The 14650-nt window shown below is 63.5% G+C and carries 19 protein-coding genes; 8 read left to right on the top strand and 11 right to left on the bottom strand.

Annotated elements, in window-relative coordinates; translation table 11 throughout:
• Positions 1-7 precede the first annotated feature (7 nt).
• The 4 genes from AC5SSZ_RS19250 (at position 8) to AC5SSZ_RS19235 (ending at position 3587) form a co-directional block, all read left to right on the top strand.
• Entirely contained in the window at positions 8-790 is a 783-nt protein-coding gene (locus AC5SSZ_RS19250; RefSeq protein ID WP_495439477.1) for a 16S rRNA (uracil(1498)-N(3))-methyltransferase, read from the top strand.
• 1 nt (position 791) lies between these two features.
• The gene (locus tag AC5SSZ_RS19245; protein WP_495439475.1) at positions 792-1625 is read left to right on the top strand and encodes a GNAT family N-acetyltransferase; all 834 of its coding nucleotides are present in this window, start codon (positions 792-794) and stop codon (positions 1623-1625) included.
• Positions 1622-2149 carry a hypothetical protein gene (locus AC5SSZ_RS19240; RefSeq protein ID WP_065272447.1) on the top strand — a complete coding sequence of 176 codons (528 nt, stop codon included), beginning with the start codon at positions 1622-1624 and terminating at the stop codon, positions 2147-2149. Before AC5SSZ_RS19245 ends, AC5SSZ_RS19240 begins: the two co-directional genes overlap by 4 nt.
• 67 nt (positions 2150-2216) lie before the next feature.
• The gene (locus tag AC5SSZ_RS19235) at positions 2217-3587 is read left to right on the top strand and encodes a glutamate--cysteine ligase (RefSeq protein WP_495439473.1); all 1371 of its coding nucleotides are present in this window, start codon (positions 2217-2219) and stop codon (positions 3585-3587) included.
• A gap of 19 nt (positions 3588-3606) precedes the next feature.
• On the opposite strand, the gene AC5SSZ_RS19230 is transcribed toward AC5SSZ_RS19235, so the two are convergent.
• The 6 genes from AC5SSZ_RS19230 to AC5SSZ_RS19205 all read right to left on the bottom strand — a co-directional run bounded on the left by AC5SSZ_RS19230 (position 3607) and on the right by AC5SSZ_RS19205 (position 7500).
• On the bottom strand, positions 3607-4074 hold the full coding sequence (locus AC5SSZ_RS19230; RefSeq protein WP_274834657.1) for a DUF2269 family protein: 468 nt from the start codon (positions 4072-4074) through the stop codon (positions 3607-3609).
• Complete coding sequence (locus tag AC5SSZ_RS19225) at positions 4071-5396, bottom strand: SDR family oxidoreductase (protein WP_495439470.1); 1326 nt, start codon at positions 5394-5396, stop codon at positions 4071-4073. The genes AC5SSZ_RS19230 and AC5SSZ_RS19225 overlap by 4 nt, the downstream gene beginning before the upstream one ends.
• Positions 5397-5495: 99 nt before the next feature.
• On the bottom strand, positions 5496-5864 hold the full coding sequence (locus tag AC5SSZ_RS19220; protein WP_274834655.1) for a hypothetical protein: 369 nt from the start codon (positions 5862-5864) through the stop codon (positions 5496-5498).
• A gap of 17 nt (positions 5865-5881) precedes the next feature.
• On the bottom strand, positions 5882-6316 hold the full coding sequence (locus tag AC5SSZ_RS19215; protein WP_495439469.1) for a hypothetical protein: 435 nt from the start codon (positions 6314-6316) through the stop codon (positions 5882-5884).
• Positions 6317-6351: 35 nt separating this feature from the next.
• A complete protein-coding gene (locus AC5SSZ_RS19210) occupies positions 6352-6885 on the bottom strand; it encodes a GbsR/MarR family transcriptional regulator (RefSeq protein WP_065272450.1) in 534 nt (177 codons plus the stop codon).
• 138 nt (positions 6886-7023) lie between these two features.
• Positions 7024-7500 (bottom strand): YHS domain-containing (seleno)protein, encoded by a 477-nt coding sequence (locus AC5SSZ_RS19205; RefSeq protein ID WP_065272451.1) that lies wholly within the window; start codon positions 7498-7500, stop codon positions 7024-7026.
• Positions 7501-7897: 397 nt separating this feature from the next.
• On the opposite strand from AC5SSZ_RS19205, the gene AC5SSZ_RS19200 reads away from it, so the two are divergent.
• On the top strand, positions 7898-8614 hold the full coding sequence (locus AC5SSZ_RS19200) for a GGDEF domain-containing protein (RefSeq protein WP_495439466.1): 717 nt from the start codon (positions 7898-7900) through the stop codon (positions 8612-8614).
• A gap of 25 nt (positions 8615-8639) precedes the next feature.
• On the opposite strand, the gene plsY is transcribed toward AC5SSZ_RS19200, so the two are convergent.
• From plsY to AC5SSZ_RS19175, 5 genes are read right to left on the bottom strand one after another with little or no spacing between them, the layout of a single operon-like run.
• The gene (gene plsY, locus AC5SSZ_RS19195; protein ID WP_495439464.1) at positions 8640-9245 is read right to left on the bottom strand and encodes a glycerol-3-phosphate 1-O-acyltransferase PlsY; all 606 of its coding nucleotides are present in this window, start codon (positions 9243-9245) and stop codon (positions 8640-8642) included.
• Positions 9245-10555 (bottom strand): dihydroorotase, encoded by a 1311-nt coding sequence (gene pyrC, locus AC5SSZ_RS19190; protein ID WP_274839400.1) that lies wholly within the window; start codon positions 10553-10555, stop codon positions 9245-9247. The genes plsY and pyrC overlap by 1 nt, the downstream gene beginning before the upstream one ends.
• Positions 10552-10947, bottom strand: a complete 396-nt coding sequence (locus AC5SSZ_RS19185; RefSeq protein ID WP_495439462.1) for a hypothetical protein — start codon at positions 10945-10947, stop codon at positions 10552-10554. The genes pyrC and AC5SSZ_RS19185 overlap by 4 nt, the downstream gene beginning before the upstream one ends.
• A 1-nt stretch (position 10948) precedes the next feature.
• On the bottom strand, positions 10949-11482 hold the full coding sequence (locus AC5SSZ_RS19180) for a hypothetical protein (protein ID WP_495439460.1): 534 nt from the start codon (positions 11480-11482) through the stop codon (positions 10949-10951).
• A 5-nt stretch (positions 11483-11487) separates the two neighbouring features.
• On the bottom strand, positions 11488-12468 hold the full coding sequence (locus AC5SSZ_RS19175) for an aspartate carbamoyltransferase catalytic subunit (protein ID WP_065272457.1): 981 nt from the start codon (positions 12466-12468) through the stop codon (positions 11488-11490).
• Between the two features lie 164 nt (positions 12469-12632).
• Here AC5SSZ_RS19175 and AC5SSZ_RS19170 point away from each other — a divergent pair, with 164 nt between their 5' ends.
• From AC5SSZ_RS19170 to AC5SSZ_RS19160, 3 genes are read left to right on the top strand one after another with little or no spacing between them, the layout of a single operon-like run.
• On the top strand, positions 12633-13409 hold the full coding sequence (locus AC5SSZ_RS19170) for a uracil-DNA glycosylase (protein ID WP_274831446.1): 777 nt from the start codon (positions 12633-12635) through the stop codon (positions 13407-13409).
• A 13-nt stretch (positions 13410-13422) separates the two neighbouring features.
• Positions 13423-14025, top strand: coding sequence for a metallophosphoesterase family protein (locus AC5SSZ_RS19165; RefSeq protein ID WP_495439457.1), 603 nt, complete (start codon positions 13423-13425; stop codon positions 14023-14025).
• Positions 14018-14638, top strand: a complete 621-nt coding sequence (locus AC5SSZ_RS19160) for a LysE family translocator (protein ID WP_274827565.1) — start codon at positions 14018-14020, stop codon at positions 14636-14638. Before AC5SSZ_RS19165 ends, AC5SSZ_RS19160 begins: the two co-directional genes overlap by 8 nt.
• The last annotated feature ends 12 nt before the right edge of the window (positions 14639-14650 follow it).

The following is a 14650-nucleotide window of genomic DNA, read 5'->3' as shown; positions in this document are numbered from 1 at the left end:
GGACCTCATGAGTGCGAAGATCAGACTGTATGTAGAGCACCCCTTGGGGGCAGGGCAAACCATTCCTTTGGACCGGGATCAGGCGCATTACCTTTTTGGGGTGATGCGGCAGGCTGTCGGCGCCAAGGTGGCTTTGTTCAACGGGCGGGATGGGGAGTGGCTGGCCGAGGTGGCCGAAGCGGGCAAACGCGGCGGGGTTCTGGCCTGCCTTGAGCAGACCCGCCCCTTGCAGATGCCGCCGGACCTGTGGCTGATTTTTGCCCCGATCAAGAAGGCGCGCACCGATTTTATCGTCGAAAAAGCCGCCGAGATGGGCGCGGCGCGGATCATGCCGGTGCAGACCGAATTCACCAACTCCGAGCGCATCCGTCAGGACCGGCTGCAGGCCCACGCGGTGGAGGCTGCCGAGCAATGCGGTGGTACCTTCGTTCCCGAGGTGACGGATCTGCAGAAACTCTCGCGCCTGCTGGATCAATGGCCGCAGGAGCGTCAGTTGATGTTCTGCGACGAGGCCGAGGTGGGGCAACGACTGTTTCTGGACCGTGTTACGGGCGACGGTCGTGCGGGGGTGGACGGGCGCTGCCCGGCCTATCGTCCGGGCGAAGTCTCTCAGCCAGGATCCTGGGCCATCCTCATCGGTCCCGAAGGCGGTTTCTCTGAGGTGGAACGTAAGCGCCTGCACGGGATGCAGCAGGCCCATGTGGTCAGCCTTGGCCCGCGGATCCTGCGCGCGGACACCGCAGCGGTGGCGGCAATGACCCTGTGGCAGCAAAGTCTCGGGGATTGGTAACATGGTCTGGCGCGCCGCCCGCGCGGCTGACATTCCGCCGGTAGAGCGCCTGCTGCGCCAGCATCTGCAAAGCTCGATGTTCCTTCTGGGCAACCTGCAGGATCCCGGCAATGGACAGGTGATGGATCTTTGGGTGCAGGATGACCACTCGGGCGTCTTTGGTCTGACAGAGGCGGGCATGGTGCTGATGCAGGCGCCCCACGCGCGCGTCGAAGACTGGCAGTCTGCATCGGTGCTGCTGGCGGGACGCAGCATCGCGGGCTGCGCCGGAGACACCGCACAGCTGCGCGCCTTTCTCGCCGCCAGTGATTTTGTCTCCCGCCCCACACGGCTGGATGAAGACGAGCCGGGGTTCTCCCTTGACCTTGACCAGCTGGAAATACCGAAGGCCGAACAGGCGGCGCTGATCCCTCTGGCCGCGGCGCCGCGCGATCTGGTTCTGGACTGGCGGGCGGCCTATCATCGCGAAGTCTTGGCAACTGGGGCGGATGTCAGTGAAGAAAAGGCGGCGCAGGATATCGCCAGCTACCTCGATCGTGACAGTCACCGGGTCCTTGTTATTGCAGGCCAGCCGGTTGCCATGACAGGGTTCAATGCCCAGATACCGGAGGTGGTGCAGATCGGTGGCGTTTATACGCCGCCGGGTTTGCGGGGCAGGGGGTTGGCCCGCCTTGCCGTCGCCCTGCATCTGGACGAGGCCCGCAAGGCCGGGGCGCAGCGGGCCGTGTTGTTCGCCGCCAGCCCGGCAGCAGCGCGCGCCTATGAGGCAATCGGGTTCCGGCCCGCTGGATCATTTTCTCTGGTGCTTTTTGCCCCGGAACAGGAGGTGCCATGAGTTTCATCCGACCCGAAGCACAGGCCAGCCTGTGGCGCTGGCGCGAGCTGATCGTCGCGGCGCTGATGCTGCTGGTGGGGCTGAAGTGGGCTTTCACCTCCTATGGATTTACCGCCATGACCGGCTGGGCGCTGATCGCGGTCGGGCTGGTTCTGGCCGTGGTAGGCGCGCAGCGGTTGCGCTTCCGGCTGGGCGCGGGCGGGCCGGGTGTGGTCCAGGTGGACGAAGGGCAGATCGCCTATTTCGGCCCTCTCACAGGTGGCGCCGTTGCGGCCTCTGAAATCGAACGGCTGCGGCTGGATCACACCGCGAAACCGCCCCATTGGGTGCTGGAACAGCCGGGACAGCCGCCGCTGGCGATCCCGGTCAACGCCGAAGGTCACGAGGCACTGTTTGACGTCTTTGCCAGCCTTCCGGGGCTGCGCACGGAACGGATGCTGGCCGAGCTTCGCAAGGCCGGTGCTCACCAGGTCGTGATCTGGGAGCGCATCCCAAGCCGACCCACCCACCAAAGGCTGCATTGACACCGGCGTCGTTTGGCCCCACTTCTGACCGCCGAAAACAGCGAAACAACAGGACGGAGTGCCCGGCATGTCCATTCCCCAGTCCGGCGGCGGACCGATCGAACGCCACGAACAGATGGCCGAATACCTGGCCTCCGGCTGTAAACCGAGCACCGATTGGCGCATCGGCACCGAGCACGAGAAGTTCGGCTATTGCAAGGATACGCTGAAACCGCTGCCCTATGCTGGTCAACGCTCGATCCAGGCGGTGCTGGAAGGGCTGCGCGACCGCTATGGCTGGTCGCCCGTCACCGAAGGCGGCAACCTCATTGGTCTGACTAAGGATGGCGCCAACGTTAGCCTGGAACCCGGCGGGGCGCTGGAGCTTTCGGGCGCGCCTCTGGAAACCATTCACGAGACCTGCGACGAGGTGAACGTCCACCTGCGCGAGGTGAAGGAAATCGCCGACAAGATTGGCGTCGGTTTCATCGGCCTTGGCGCCGCTCCGATCTGGACCCATGACGAGATGCCGCTGATGCCCAAGGGGCGTTACCGGCTGATGAACGATTACATGGCCAAGGTTGGCACCATGGGCCGGGACATGATGCGCCGCACCACCACGGTGCAGGTGAACCTTGATTTCGCCTCCGAGGCCGACATGGTGCAGAAACTGCGCGTCGCCCTGGCGTTGCAGCCGGTGGCCACTGCGCTGTTTGCCAATTCGCCTTTCTTCGAAGGTAAACCCAACGGCCACAAGTCCTGGCGCAGCAAGATCTGGCGCCATCTCGACGATGCGCGCACCGGCATGCTGCCCTTCGTCTTTGAAGAGGGCATGGGATTTGAACGCTACGTGGAGTACGCGCTCGATGTGCCGATGTATTTCGTCTACCGCGATGGTGAATACATCAACGCGCTGGGTCAGTCCTTCCGCGACTTCCTCAATGGCAAACTGCCCGCGTTGCCCGGTGAAACCCCGACGCTCAGCGATTGGGCCGACCACCTGACCACCGCCTTTCCCGAGGCGCGGATCAAGAAATACATGGAGATGCGCGGCGCCGATGGCGGCCCCTGGCGCAGGCTCTGTGCGCTGCCGGCCTTCTGGGTGGGGCTGATGTATGACCAAAACAGTCTCGATGCGGCCTGGGATCTGGTCAAGGGCTGGGATGCGGAAACCCGCGAGGCCCTGCGTGTTGGCGCGGCGGAACAGGCGCTGCAGGCCGAGGTCGGCGACATCAAGATGCACGATCTGGCGCGTCAGGTGCTGGAGATTTCCGAGGCAGGCCTCAAGGCGCGCGCCCGTCCCGGCGCTGGTGGCATGGTCCCGGACGAGACGCATTTCCTGAATGCACTGAAGGAAAGCATCGACAGCGGCAAGGTCCCGGCAGACGAACTGCTGGAGCATTATCACGGCGACTGGAACGGCGATCTGACGCGCATCTACGCCGAATACAGCTACTGATCCGAAGGCTCTTCGCGGGTCAGAAAACCGGTTTGGTGAGCATCAGCCAGAGAATGCCCAGAACCGCCGCAAAGGCGGGCCAGCCACAGGCGAACCACCAGCGATAAAGCTGGTGGTAGCGTGCGGGCAAGGGCCTGCCTGCAACATGGGCAGCGCGGGCCAGATCGCGCAGCCGGATCTGGATCCAGACCACCGGCAGCCAAAAACAGCCGACCAGCACATAAAGGCCGAGCGACAGGACGACCCAACCCTCGGTCAGGGGCCACCCGGCCTGTTGCGTCAGCAAGTATCCAGTGATGGGTTGCAGGATTGCGGCGGTTGCGGTGAAGACCCCATCGGCCAGCACCACAATGCCCGAGACATGGGCGATCAGCGCCGGATCACGGCTGCGGTTCGAGATCAGCATGAAGAAGGCAATGCCTGCGCCGGTGCCAAGAAGGACGGTTGCACCGATCACATGCAGGAAGAGAAGAAGATCGTAGGTCATCTTTCCTCCATCAGCAGCCAGACCATGACGGCCAGCACCATGCCCGGCAGGACCTTGACCATCGGCCCCAATGGATCGCCCCACAGATCCGGGGCGACGAGGGCGCTTGCCAAGAGGTAAAGGGCAGAGAGGGCAATCATGGACAGGGCGGCGGGTCTGGTCCAGCGCCGCCAGAGGATGCCTAGGCCCAGACAGATGTCCGCTGCAGCGCCGCCCATGACGATGGGTGCAGCCAAGCCATGCGGTATGGCGCGATCGCTCAGCACTGCCGCAGCGCTGGCTACGTCAGCCAGTGCGATAAGGCCGGACAGGGTCCAGAACAGCGCAAGCACCGCAATGGCAAGCGGTAGCGCTAGAAAGGCGCGGGCAAAAATCCTGTCCTGCCGCGTGGCCGGGATACTGCGCAGCGTTGCTGTGAGGGATCGGCAGGGGGAACCTCCGGCGGCTGTCCAGTTCTGTGGATCGCCAGCTATTCCGTCTTGCAAGGCGGTGAGGGCGGTATTGCGCAGGGGCGCGCGCCAGCCGAGGTGCCCGAGAAGATCCGCAACCGCGCCAATGGGTTTGAGAATGCGTTGACCAAGGGGCAAGGACCAGCGCGCGGGCGGGTATCCCAGCCAGCTCCGCATGGCTTGCAGCAGTTCGGGGAAGCTGCGGCTCTCCTCTTCGGTGAGATTCGCAAGGGTGCCAGCGGGCACCTCGGAACGGGCGGCCATGCAGATGGCTTGGGTCAGATCGTCGATATGGACCGTCTGGATCTGGGCCTTGGGGAAAAGACGTGGGATCACGCCGGGCAGCGCCGCAGCAGCACGTAGCAGCGCGGTGCCGCCATAGGCCTCGGGTGCCAAGACAAGCGTAGGGCGCAGGATGACCCAGTTGTGATAGCGTGCCGCGATCAGCGCATCGCCCCGCGCCTTGGTGCGGAAGAACCGGGTGCTGGCCTCGGGGTGGGCACCTGCGGCGGAGATCTGGATCAGGCGGATCTTTGTGCCTTCAAGGGCCGCAAGAAGGGTGGTGATTGCCGTGACATGAATGGCTTTAAGATCGTCGCGGCCACCATCCTGAAGCGCGCCTGCCGCGTTCACCACAACATCAACGTCTGCAAGGATCGTTTTCCAGTCGCTGACAGAAAGGGCAGGGATGTCGCGGATGATCCACTCGGCCTGCGCATCGGACGCAAGGGCGGCTGTGCGCGACCGGCCAAGGCCGATGGTGTGAAACCCCGCTTGCGAAAGCGCGCGCATGGTGGCGGCGCCGATCAGCCCGTATCCACCAAGGACCAGCGCCTTGGGGCGGGAGGAGGTGTCTTTGTGGTCGGGGATCATGAGAAGCCTCGATTTGGCGGTGCCTGGGGGCGGTTGGGGGCGGGGGCCGTTTGGGGAAGGGGGCGCCGCTGAGGCGCCCCGCTTTCTGGTGACCTGTGCTCAGGCGGCGCTTGCGGCCGGTTTGCCTGTGGCAACTGTGGAAGGTGGGTTCACCGCCTCGCGGACCACGGCGCGCAGGGTGGCGACGGCGTGGGCGAAGCCGAGGCCGAGGCAGATCGCAGCAAAGCCGAGCGTGGGCAACAGGCCCCAGACACCTAGGTCAAGCACCGGCATCGCGGCGCCGATCAGCCCGATGCCCCCGAGGGCGATCATGGCATAGCCGGTTGCGATGGTGACGCCTGCCGCCTGCGCGGCACTGCCCGATTGCGGGCAGTCGCCTAAGATGCTGGAAATTTTGAGGATCATCAGAGTCATCGCGGTGACCATGAGAAGGGCGAGGGCGAGGTAGGTTGCGATTTGAAACAGCATGGTGGTGTCCTTTCGATTCAGAGGGGTTGTTTGTAGAAATCACGTTTGAGAGAGGCGTAAATGCAGCCGCTGATCCAGCCCCAGATAGGGGCAAAGAGACTTCCCCAAATCAAGCGCATGCCATCCCAGCTTTGTGTGGAACGGGACATGTCAGGCAGTTGTAGAATGATCCCAAACAGAATGAGGTTGGTAAGAAATGCCAGCCCTGCCCATGCTTCCGGAGACGAGTCGCGCATGGCCAGGTAGGCCAGCATTATTGGTGTTCCGGCCAGAACATAAACTGGTCCACCGATAAGGGTGGCGAAGGGGCTGATCAGAGTCGGTGCTCCTATCAATCCAACCAGCAGCGGCCCGCCGACGACGGCGAGGGCGAAGGCAACGGGGTCCACCAGGTGGCGCTTTGCCACGACTTCGGGCTCAGTATTTTTTAACCTATCAGTTATTTCTGTCATTTGTGAAATCTCCAGGTAAAATTTTTTGGGCAGGTCTAGTCGGATTTACCGCCGGGCAGGAAGCGCACCAGTTTCGATCCCATCTTCAGCACCGCCAGATGCACCGCGCGGGGCAGGCGGGAAAAGTCCATGTACCAGTCATCAAACATCTGCATCACGCGCAGGGTCTCGCCCATGCGCGCCTTGATGACCTTGGGGGTGTTGTCCTCTTCGGCCTCGGCCATGACCTCTTCAAGGGCGCGTAAGGTAGGGGCGAACTCGCGTTCACGGCGGGCGGCGATCACGGCATCCACCAGATCGAACATGTCGCGGATCGAGGTGAAATGATCGCGTCGGTCGCCCAGCTGGCGGGAGGATTTGACCAGCCCTTGTGACTGTAGTTCCTTTAGCCCGTTGGATACGTTGGAGCGGGCAAGGTTCAGCGTGTCGCAAATTTCCTCGGCGGTCAGCGCATCGGGCGAGATATGCAAGAGCGCGTGGATCTGCGCAACAGACCGGTTCACGCCCCATTTGGAGCCCATTTCCCCCCAGTGGAGGATGAAATTCTGCATGGCCGGGGTGAGGTTCATTCGAGCGATCCTGAAATTTCTGTAATTGCAGAAATAACTGGATTGCGAGTCGAGTCAAGAAAAAACCGACGGCAGGGGAATCCTGCCGCCGGGTAAAGCGTCCGTGAGTGAGGTCGCTTTTGCTAAGGCGTGGGAACCTTACTGGTTCTGCAGCTCAACCGGATCTTTGTGCTCGATGTCGCCCCAGTTTGCGTCGGCTTTTTCGATGAAGCCTGCGACGTCACCTTCCCAGCGCTCCTGGATGTCGGTTGCCAGGTTCAGGTACAGTTTGTCGTCAACGATTTTCCACAGGGTCGGGTCGCCGTCGAATTTGAAGCCCATGGCCGCGCCGAATGCGCAGTATCCGCCGTACTCGGGCAGGTAGGCTTCGGGGTTCTTTTCAAATGCAACTTTGTTTTCTTCGGAAGCAAAGCGATACAGAGCGTCGTTGTGCAGCGCGGTGATTTTCCAGTTGCCGGGGGTCGGCTCACCAACGGTGAAATATGCAACCGGGTCGTAGCCTTGCAGGGCCAGGCCGGTCGAGGACGCGTTCAGTTCCACGCCTGCTGCCATCGCCGAAGTCGCCAGTGCAACGGACAGCGCGACACCGCTCACAATAGTCTTGAATTTGTTCATGGTTCCATCCTTTGGAATGCGGGCCGATGGCGAAATGCGCCATGCGTCGGCCCTTGGGTCGATAGTCTGCGTGCAACCCTTTGCGGCTGTCACAGCACCCATGTGGAGGCAGAGGCGCTCACGTTCAAAACAACTCATAGTGACTGCGCTTGGTGGCACTTTTGGGTGTTCAGAACTGCACATCACAAGGCTGCGTGTTTTCTGTGATGGGGGTACGGCGCCTGCGGTTGCAGTGTCGAATGTTGCGCCGCACCAGCGCATTGCGAACAAAGGACAGGGAGCCTGACCGGATGAACAGGGTCTGACGCAAAAGAATGGTTAAAACTGCTTTTGCGCGGCAGGGAGCTTTAACCATTGCATGCTAGGAACCGGACCGCACATCCGATCAAGAGTCATCATGTTTAAAATTCGCTCCGAGGCCGACAAATGGAAATATGTCGTGGGCATTACCGGCATGGCCGTTTGCCTTTCGGTCCTGCTGACATGGCTGTTGCTGGGGGATGGGCTGTCGACCGATATGCTTCGGGCTTCGATTCTGGGGCCGCTGCTGATCGCGCCGCCTGCCTGCCTGATGTCGGCCAAACGCTCGCTTGAAATCCACCAGCTTAACAAACAGCTGGAGCATCTTCTGGCCCATGACCAGATGACCAACCTGCTCAGTCGCAGTCATTTCATGCGGCAGATGCATGAGATGCAGGGGGATCTACGGGGCAGTTTCCTGATGCTGGATATCGACCTGTTCAAGCAGGTGAACGATACCTATGGCCACCTAGTGGGGGATGAGGTGATCCGCCGCGTCGCCGCGGTGATTGAAGAACACGTGAAGCAGGACGGGCTGGCGGCGCGCTATGGCGGCGAGGAATTCGTGGTCTGCCTGCCGCAAAAGGATCTCGATGATGCCATGCAGCGCGCCGAGGACATCCGGCAGGCGGTGGAGCGGCAGACCGTCAAGGTGCTGGACAAAGAGCTGAACTGCACGATTTCCATCGGGCTTGGCTATGCCGATGGCTGCAACCCGGTGGAGGAGGTGCTGCGGCGCGCGGATGAGGCGCTTTATCTGGCCAAGCGTCAAGGTCGCAACCGCGTTGGGGCGCCGCTGCCGCTGGCCACATAGGCCGGGTGCGCCGGGGGTGCCGGAGTTATTTCTGGCCGATCTTCGGTTCAGTTCCGGCGCGCAGGCGGGCGATGTTTTCCGAATGGCGCCAGAAAACGATCACGGTCAGGGCAATGGTCAGCGCCACGATCTGCGGCACACCCAGCAGCAGCGCCCAAACCGGGGCGGCCAGCGCTGACAATAGCGCCGAAGCCGATGACATGCGGGTGATCGCAGCGCCTGCCAGCCAGGTCAGGCAGGCAGCAACGCCCACCGGCCAGGCCAGGGCCAGCATCAGGCCTAGGAAAGTCGCAACGCCCTTGCCACCCTTGAAGCCGAGCCAGACCGGGAAACAATGGCCGAGGAAGGCCGCAAGACCCGCCAGCTGCGCCGCGTCCTCTCCGGCCAGCATCCGTGCCAGAACCACCGCGGCCGCGCCCTTGCCACCATCCAGGAGTAGCGTCAGCAAGGCCGCGAGTTTCGATCCGGTGCGCAGCACATTGGTGGTGCCGATATTGCCCGATCCAATGTCCCGCAGGTTGCCAAGTCCCATCAGCCGCGTCAGCACCAGACCAAAGGGAATGGACCCCAGCCCGTAACCCACAAGGGCCCAGAGCAGCATCATCAGGAACGGGGTGTCGAATGCAGGCATCAGTCTCTCCGGAAAACGGGCGCGCCGGCCACATAGGTTGCCAGCACTCTGCCCTGCATCCGCTGGCCGTCAAAGGGGGTATTCTGCGATTTCGATTTCAGCGTAAAGCGGTCCAGCACAAAAGGCACATCCGCATCGAACAGGATCAGGTCCGCAGGTGCCCCGGCAGACATACGTCCGCAAGCGAGACCGAGCCGTTTTGCGGGGTTCAGGGACATCGCCCGGAACAGGGTCGGCAGATCCAGTTGCTCGGCATGATACAGGCGCAGGGCTGCGGGCAGCAGAGTCTCCAATGCCACGGCGCCGGCAGCGGCTTCTTCAAACGGCAGGCGTTTGCTTTCCTCATCCTGCGGCGTGTGCATCGAAGAAATCGTGTCGATCAGCCCGCTGCGCACCGCTTCGATCACCGCCAGCCGGTCCTCTTCCGCGCGCAGCGGCGGTTTCACCTTGAAGAAGGTGCGGTAGTCGGCCACGTCGAGCTCATTCAGGGTCAGGTGGTGGATCGAGGTGCCAGCCGTGATGTCCAGCCCATTGGCCTTGGCACGCTCCAATGCGGGCAGGGCGCGGGCGGTGGTGATCTGGTCGGCGTGATAGCGCGCGCCGGTCATCTCCAAGAGTGCGATATCCCGGTCCAGCCCCATGCGCTCCGCCATCGGGGACACCGCAGGCAGGCCGCGCAGGGTGGCGAATTTGCTGCTGCTGGCGGCGGCGCCCGCGCTCAGAACTGGCTCCTGCGGATGCGCAATCACCAAGGCGCCGCAGCTCTTGGCATAGGCCAGCGCGCGGGAAAACACCTTGGTATTGGCCACCACGTGATCGCAGTCGGAAAAGGCGACGGCGCCCGCATCCAGCAGAAAACCGATCTCGGTCATTTCGCGCCCTTCGCGCCCCTTGGTGAGCGCGGCCATGGGCAGCACGTTGACCGGCGTGTCGGCTTGGGCGCGGCGGGTGACGAACTCCAGCGTTTCGGGACTGTCGATTGCGGGATTGGTGTCCGGGCGGGTGATCATGGTGGTGACACCCCCCGCCGCCGCCGCAAGGCCGGCGGTCTTATAGCTTTCCTTGTGCCGCTCACCCGGCTCGCAGACCTTCACGCCAATATCGACGATACCGGGGGCGAGGCATATGCCGCCGCAATCGACCACTTCGGCCTCTGTCGGGTCAATGTTTCGCGCGCGAAACAGGTGCTCTGCCTGCGTACCCTCGGGCAGGATTTCGGTAATCTGACCGTCCGCGACAAGCACAGCCCCCGGCGCATCCGTTCCGGCCTCGGGGTCGATCAGTCGGGCATTGATGAACAGAGTGGTCATGCGCGGGCTCTTTCGATGGCTGAGAGGGTGGCGGCCGGATCGGCCTGATACTTGATAAGGTGCTTGTCACCGCCCCTGGTGATGATCTGGACGTAGCTGCCCATCGACCGGGCGGTCTCGATCTCACCCAGCGGCACCCGGCGCTCGGCGGGGCCGGTCAGCACACCATCTGCGATGCGCCAGACGACGGCCATTTCCTCGCTCGCCAGATACCAGCCGCGCAGGGCGATGGCAGCAAGCCCGCCGATGGCGCCGGTCCAGATATGCGGATTGCCCGCCGCCCAGAGGATCCCCATGCCCGCCGCCATGGCAAAGGCCGCCATCCAGGCGTGGGCGCGGATATAGGCGCTTCGGTCAGGGGTGAAGGTGATGTCGTCGGTACCCTGCTCCATGTCAGCGCACCAGCAGATAAAGTACGAGCCCGACCAGCCCCATCACCACCGCAAAAAGCGTGGCGCCGATGCGGCGGGCCTCGGCGCGCGCTTTGCGCGGGGCCAGCTTCGGTGCGGAATAGGGTTTGGCGCTTTCCGTCTCAATCGGGGCGCCACTCCAGCTGGTGCCGGGCGTGCCGTAGGTGGCGACGGGCTGGATCTGCTCGGCGGGCGTCAGGCGCATCTCGCGTCCGCCAAAGGCGCGCGAGCGGATCACCATGACATGTCCTTCGAGCGCGGCAAGGCGCTCTCGGTCCGGGGTAATCTGTTCTTCCGGAACGCCCATGCCTTCGGTCAGGTAGCCTGCCAGACCAAGCTCTTCGAGGTCGCTGACCGGGAAGATTTCGACCTGTTCCATATCCAGCGCATCAATCCCCAGCACCTGCGCCAGCGCGCCGGGCTCGCGCAGAAAGACGGCCTGTTCGGGGCGCATGTCGAGCTGGAACAGGCGGATCACGCCGTGTTCGCCCGCAGGGATATGAAGGACACCCTCCACCGGGATCAGCCCGCCTCTGCGACGCGGTCGGCGCGCAGGTTGCGGGCCAGAAGATCCATTGCGGCCATGCGCACAGCGACGCCCATTTCCACCTGCTCCTGAATGACCGAGCGGTTGATGTCATCGGCGATGGTGCCGTCGATTTCGACACCGCGGTTCATCGGGCCTGGGTGCATGACGATGGCGTCGGGTTTGGCCAGCGCCAGCTTTTCGGCATCGAGTCCGTAGCGGTGGTAGTATTCGCGTTCGGAGGGGATGAAACCGCCGTCCATGCGTTCCTTTTGAAGGCGCAGCATCATGACGACATCAACACCCTCAAGCCCTTCGCGCATGTCATCATAGATCTCGGCGCCGAATTCGGCGAAATGGCCGGGCACCAGCGTTGGCGGCCCGATCAGGCGGATGCGGTTTTCCATCTTGCCCAAGAGGATCAGGTTTGAGCGCGCCACGCGGCTGTGGGCGATGTCGCCGCAGATCGCGATGTTGAGGCGATGCAGCCGTCCCTTGGCGCGGCGGATGGTCAGCGCATCCAGCAGCGCCTGCGTCGGGTGTTCGTGCCGCCCGTCGCCCGCGTTCAGCACCGCACAGTTTACCTTTTGCGCCAAAAGGTCCACGGCGCCGGAATGGGGATGGCGCACCACCAACAGATCGGGATGCATCGCATTCAGCGTCATCGCGGTGTCGATCAGCGTCTCACCCTTTTTGATGCTGGACGCCTGCATCGCCATGTTCATCACATCCGCGCCCAGCCGTTTGCCGGCCAGTTCGAAGCTGGCCTGAGTGCGGGTGGAGTTTTCAAAGAACATGTTGATCTGCGTCAGCCCCGCCAGCACGTCGGAATGTTTTTCCGGGCGGCGGTTCAGATCCACGTAGGTATCGGCCAGATCCAGGATCTCGGTGATCTCATGGGGCTTCAGATGCTCGATCCCCAACAGATGACGGGCTGCAAAACCGGGGCCGGTGGGGGGTGGGGAAACATGAGACATGAGGCAGGCTCCGCGCTGTTTGCGCGCCCTTATAGGCGCGGCGTCGCTGCCGGGCAAGGCACCGTGCTGCCGCTGCGGGGTGGTTTGGCTCAAAGGTGTTACCTCTTGTCCCGATGCGCAAGTCTCTGGTTCCGCTTGGCGCTGAGGCAGAGTAGCTTTGCGCCATGGAATCGGCATTGGATTATCACAGCGCCCGCGCCTTGCTCGCGTGGCAGATCGAACTGGGCGCAACCGAAGCCCTGTGCGAGACGCCCGTGAACCGCTACGAGCTGGAGCAGCAGGTGCCCAAACCCGCGCGCGGCGCGCAGCCTGATGCACCGCAGCCCGGACAGATCCAGCGCCTCCCCGAGGTGGACCCGGTCGAAGTCGCGCAAAAGGCCGCCGCAGCTGCGACCTCCCTGCCTGCACTTCGCGAGGCGATGGCCGCCTTCGATCACTGCGAGCTGAAGCGCGGCGCCCGCAATCTGGTGTTCTGCGACGGTCAGGCCGGTTCCCGCGTGATGATCATCGGAGAGGCCCCGGGTCGCGACGAGGACCGCGAGGGGCGGCCTTTCGTGGGGCGTGCCGGGCAACTTCTGGACAAGATGCTGGGCGCCATCGATCTGGACCGCGACAAGAACGTCTATATCACCAACGTGCTGCCCTGGCGCCCGCCACAGAACCGCGATCCGCTGCCTGCGGAAATGGCGATGATGGTGCCTTTCCTGAAACGCCACGTGGAGCTGGCCGAGCCGGAGGTGCTGGTGCTGATGGGCAATATCAGCTGTCAGGCAGTGTTGGGCAAACGTGGCATCACCCGGCTGCGCGGGCAGTGGGATCAGGTCTGGGGCAAGCCGGTGATCCCGATGTTCCACCCGGCCTACCTCTTGCGCCAGCCCGCGCAGAAACGCGCCGCCTGGGCCGACCTTCTGGAGCTGAAGGCGCGGCTCACCGCCCTTTGACGAGGCTTTACACATGAATATTCTTGCCTTTTCCGACCTGCATCTGGTTCGCGCCCGCGCCGCCGATCTGGTGGCGGCCAGCGCGGATGCGGATCTGGTGGTGGGGGCCGGGGATTTCTGCAACGGGCGACAGGGGCTGGATCAGGCGATGGAGCTGCTGTCGGGGATCACCGCGCCGATGGTCATGGTCGCCGGCAATGCCGAAAGCGCCGAGGAGCTACGCGCTGCTGCGCCCGGGCATGCCCATGTGCTCCATGGAAATGGTGTCACAATCGATGGCATTACCTTCTGGGGGTTGGGCGGCGGTGTGCCGGAAACACCCTTTGGCGCCTGGTCCTGGGTTCTGTCCGAAGACGCAGCCGAGGACCTGCTCGCGCCCTGCACGCAGGCAGACGTGCTGGTGACCCATTCGCCGCCCAAGGGGCTGGGCGATCTCACCTCCACCGGCCTGTCGGTCGGCTCCACAGCGATCCGCGCCGCGATTGAGCGCCTGCAGCCGCAGCTGGCCCTGTTCGGTCACGTGCACGAGGCCTGGGGCACGCGCGGGAAGATCGGGCAGACGGCCTGCGCCAACCTTGGCCCGATGGCCAGTTTTTTCGAGGTGAGCCATGATTGATCCGCTGACGCTTCTTGCCTTTGTGCCCGCGGCGCTGGCGCTGAACCTGACGCCTGGGGCGGATATGATGTTCTGCCTTGGGCAGGGGCTGCGCTCGGGGCGGCGCGCGGCGGTCGCGGCCAGCGCCGGGATCACGGCGGGGTGTTTCGTGCATGTGGCACTGGCGGGTCTCGGCCTTGGAGCGGCGGTTGCTGCGGTTCCGGGACTTTTCGATGTAATCCGTTGGGTCGGCGTGGCCTATCTTCTTTATCTCGCTTGGACCACCTTCCGCAGCGGCCCGGCCCCCGGCGATGCGCCTGCGGTGCCTGCGGCGCGGGCCTTTCGTTCCGGATTTCTGGTGAATCTCACCAACCCCAAGGTGATCCTGTTCGTCCTCGCCTTTATCCCGCAATTCGTGGTCCCCGAGGCAGGCCCAGTGCTGCTGCAGTTCCTGATCTTCGGTGCGGTCCTGTCGCTGGGCGGTTTCGTGATCAACGGGTTGGTCGGGATCTTTGCGGGGCAGGCCGGGCGGCGGCTGATCACCAACCCGGTGGCGGGGCGCTGGCTGGGGCGGATCTCTGGCGGTATTTTTGCCGGTCTCGCGCTGAGGCTGGCCATTCTGGAAAAAGCATAAGGCGTAGCAGAC

The organism is Phaeobacter sp. CC-HEC084 (assembly GCF_059429255.1).
This window is presented reverse-complemented; position numbering and strand designations above follow the sequence as displayed.

Excerpts from the sequence above, each read along its gene's own strand:
- AC5SSZ_RS19250 (WP_495439477.1), top strand. The coding sequence starts at position 8 with ATGAGTGCGAAGATCAGACTGTATGTAGAGCACCCCTTGGGGGCAGGG.
- AC5SSZ_RS19245 (WP_495439475.1), top strand. The coding sequence starts at position 792 with ATGGTCTGGCGCGCCGCCCGCGCGGCTGACATTCCGCCGGTAGAGCGC.
- AC5SSZ_RS19240 (WP_065272447.1), top strand. The coding sequence starts at position 1,622 with ATGAGTTTCATCCGACCCGAAGCACAGGCCAGCCTGTGGCGCTGGCGC.
- AC5SSZ_RS19235 (WP_495439473.1), top strand. The coding sequence starts at position 2,217 with ATGTCCATTCCCCAGTCCGGCGGCGGACCGATCGAACGCCACGAACAG.
- AC5SSZ_RS19230 (WP_274834657.1), bottom strand. The coding sequence starts at position 4,074 with ATGACCTACGATCTTCTTCTCTTCCTGCATGTGATCGGTGCAACCGTC.
- AC5SSZ_RS19225 (WP_495439470.1), bottom strand. The coding sequence starts at position 5,396 with ATGATCCCCGACCACAAAGACACCTCCTCCCGCCCCAAGGCGCTGGTC.
- AC5SSZ_RS19220 (WP_274834655.1), bottom strand. The coding sequence starts at position 5,864 with ATGCTGTTTCAAATCGCAACCTACCTCGCCCTCGCCCTTCTCATGGTC.
- AC5SSZ_RS19215 (WP_495439469.1), bottom strand. The coding sequence starts at position 6,316 with ATGACAGAAATAACTGATAGGTTAAAAAATACTGAGCCCGAAGTCGTG.
- AC5SSZ_RS19210 (WP_065272450.1), bottom strand. The coding sequence starts at position 6,885 with ATGAACCTCACCCCGGCCATGCAGAATTTCATCCTCCACTGGGGGGAA.
- AC5SSZ_RS19205 (WP_065272451.1), bottom strand. The coding sequence starts at position 7,500 with ATGAACAAATTCAAGACTATTGTGAGCGGTGTCGCGCTGTCCGTTGCA.
- AC5SSZ_RS19200 (WP_495439466.1), top strand. The coding sequence starts at position 7,898 with ATGTTTAAAATTCGCTCCGAGGCCGACAAATGGAAATATGTCGTGGGC.
- plsY (WP_495439464.1), bottom strand. The coding sequence starts at position 9,245 with ATGCCTGCATTCGACACCCCGTTCCTGATGATGCTGCTCTGGGCCCTT.
- pyrC (WP_274839400.1), bottom strand. The coding sequence starts at position 10,555 with ATGACCACTCTGTTCATCAATGCCCGACTGATCGACCCCGAGGCCGGA.
- AC5SSZ_RS19185 (WP_495439462.1), bottom strand. The coding sequence starts at position 10,947 with ATGGAGCAGGGTACCGACGACATCACCTTCACCCCTGACCGAAGCGCC.
- AC5SSZ_RS19175 (WP_065272457.1), bottom strand. The coding sequence starts at position 12,468 with ATGTCTCATGTTTCCCCACCCCCCACCGGCCCCGGTTTTGCAGCCCGT.
- AC5SSZ_RS19170 (WP_274831446.1), top strand. The coding sequence starts at position 12,633 with ATGGAATCGGCATTGGATTATCACAGCGCCCGCGCCTTGCTCGCGTGG.
- AC5SSZ_RS19165 (WP_495439457.1), top strand. The coding sequence starts at position 13,423 with ATGAATATTCTTGCCTTTTCCGACCTGCATCTGGTTCGCGCCCGCGCC.
- AC5SSZ_RS19160 (WP_274827565.1), top strand. The coding sequence starts at position 14,018 with ATGATTGATCCGCTGACGCTTCTTGCCTTTGTGCCCGCGGCGCTGGCG.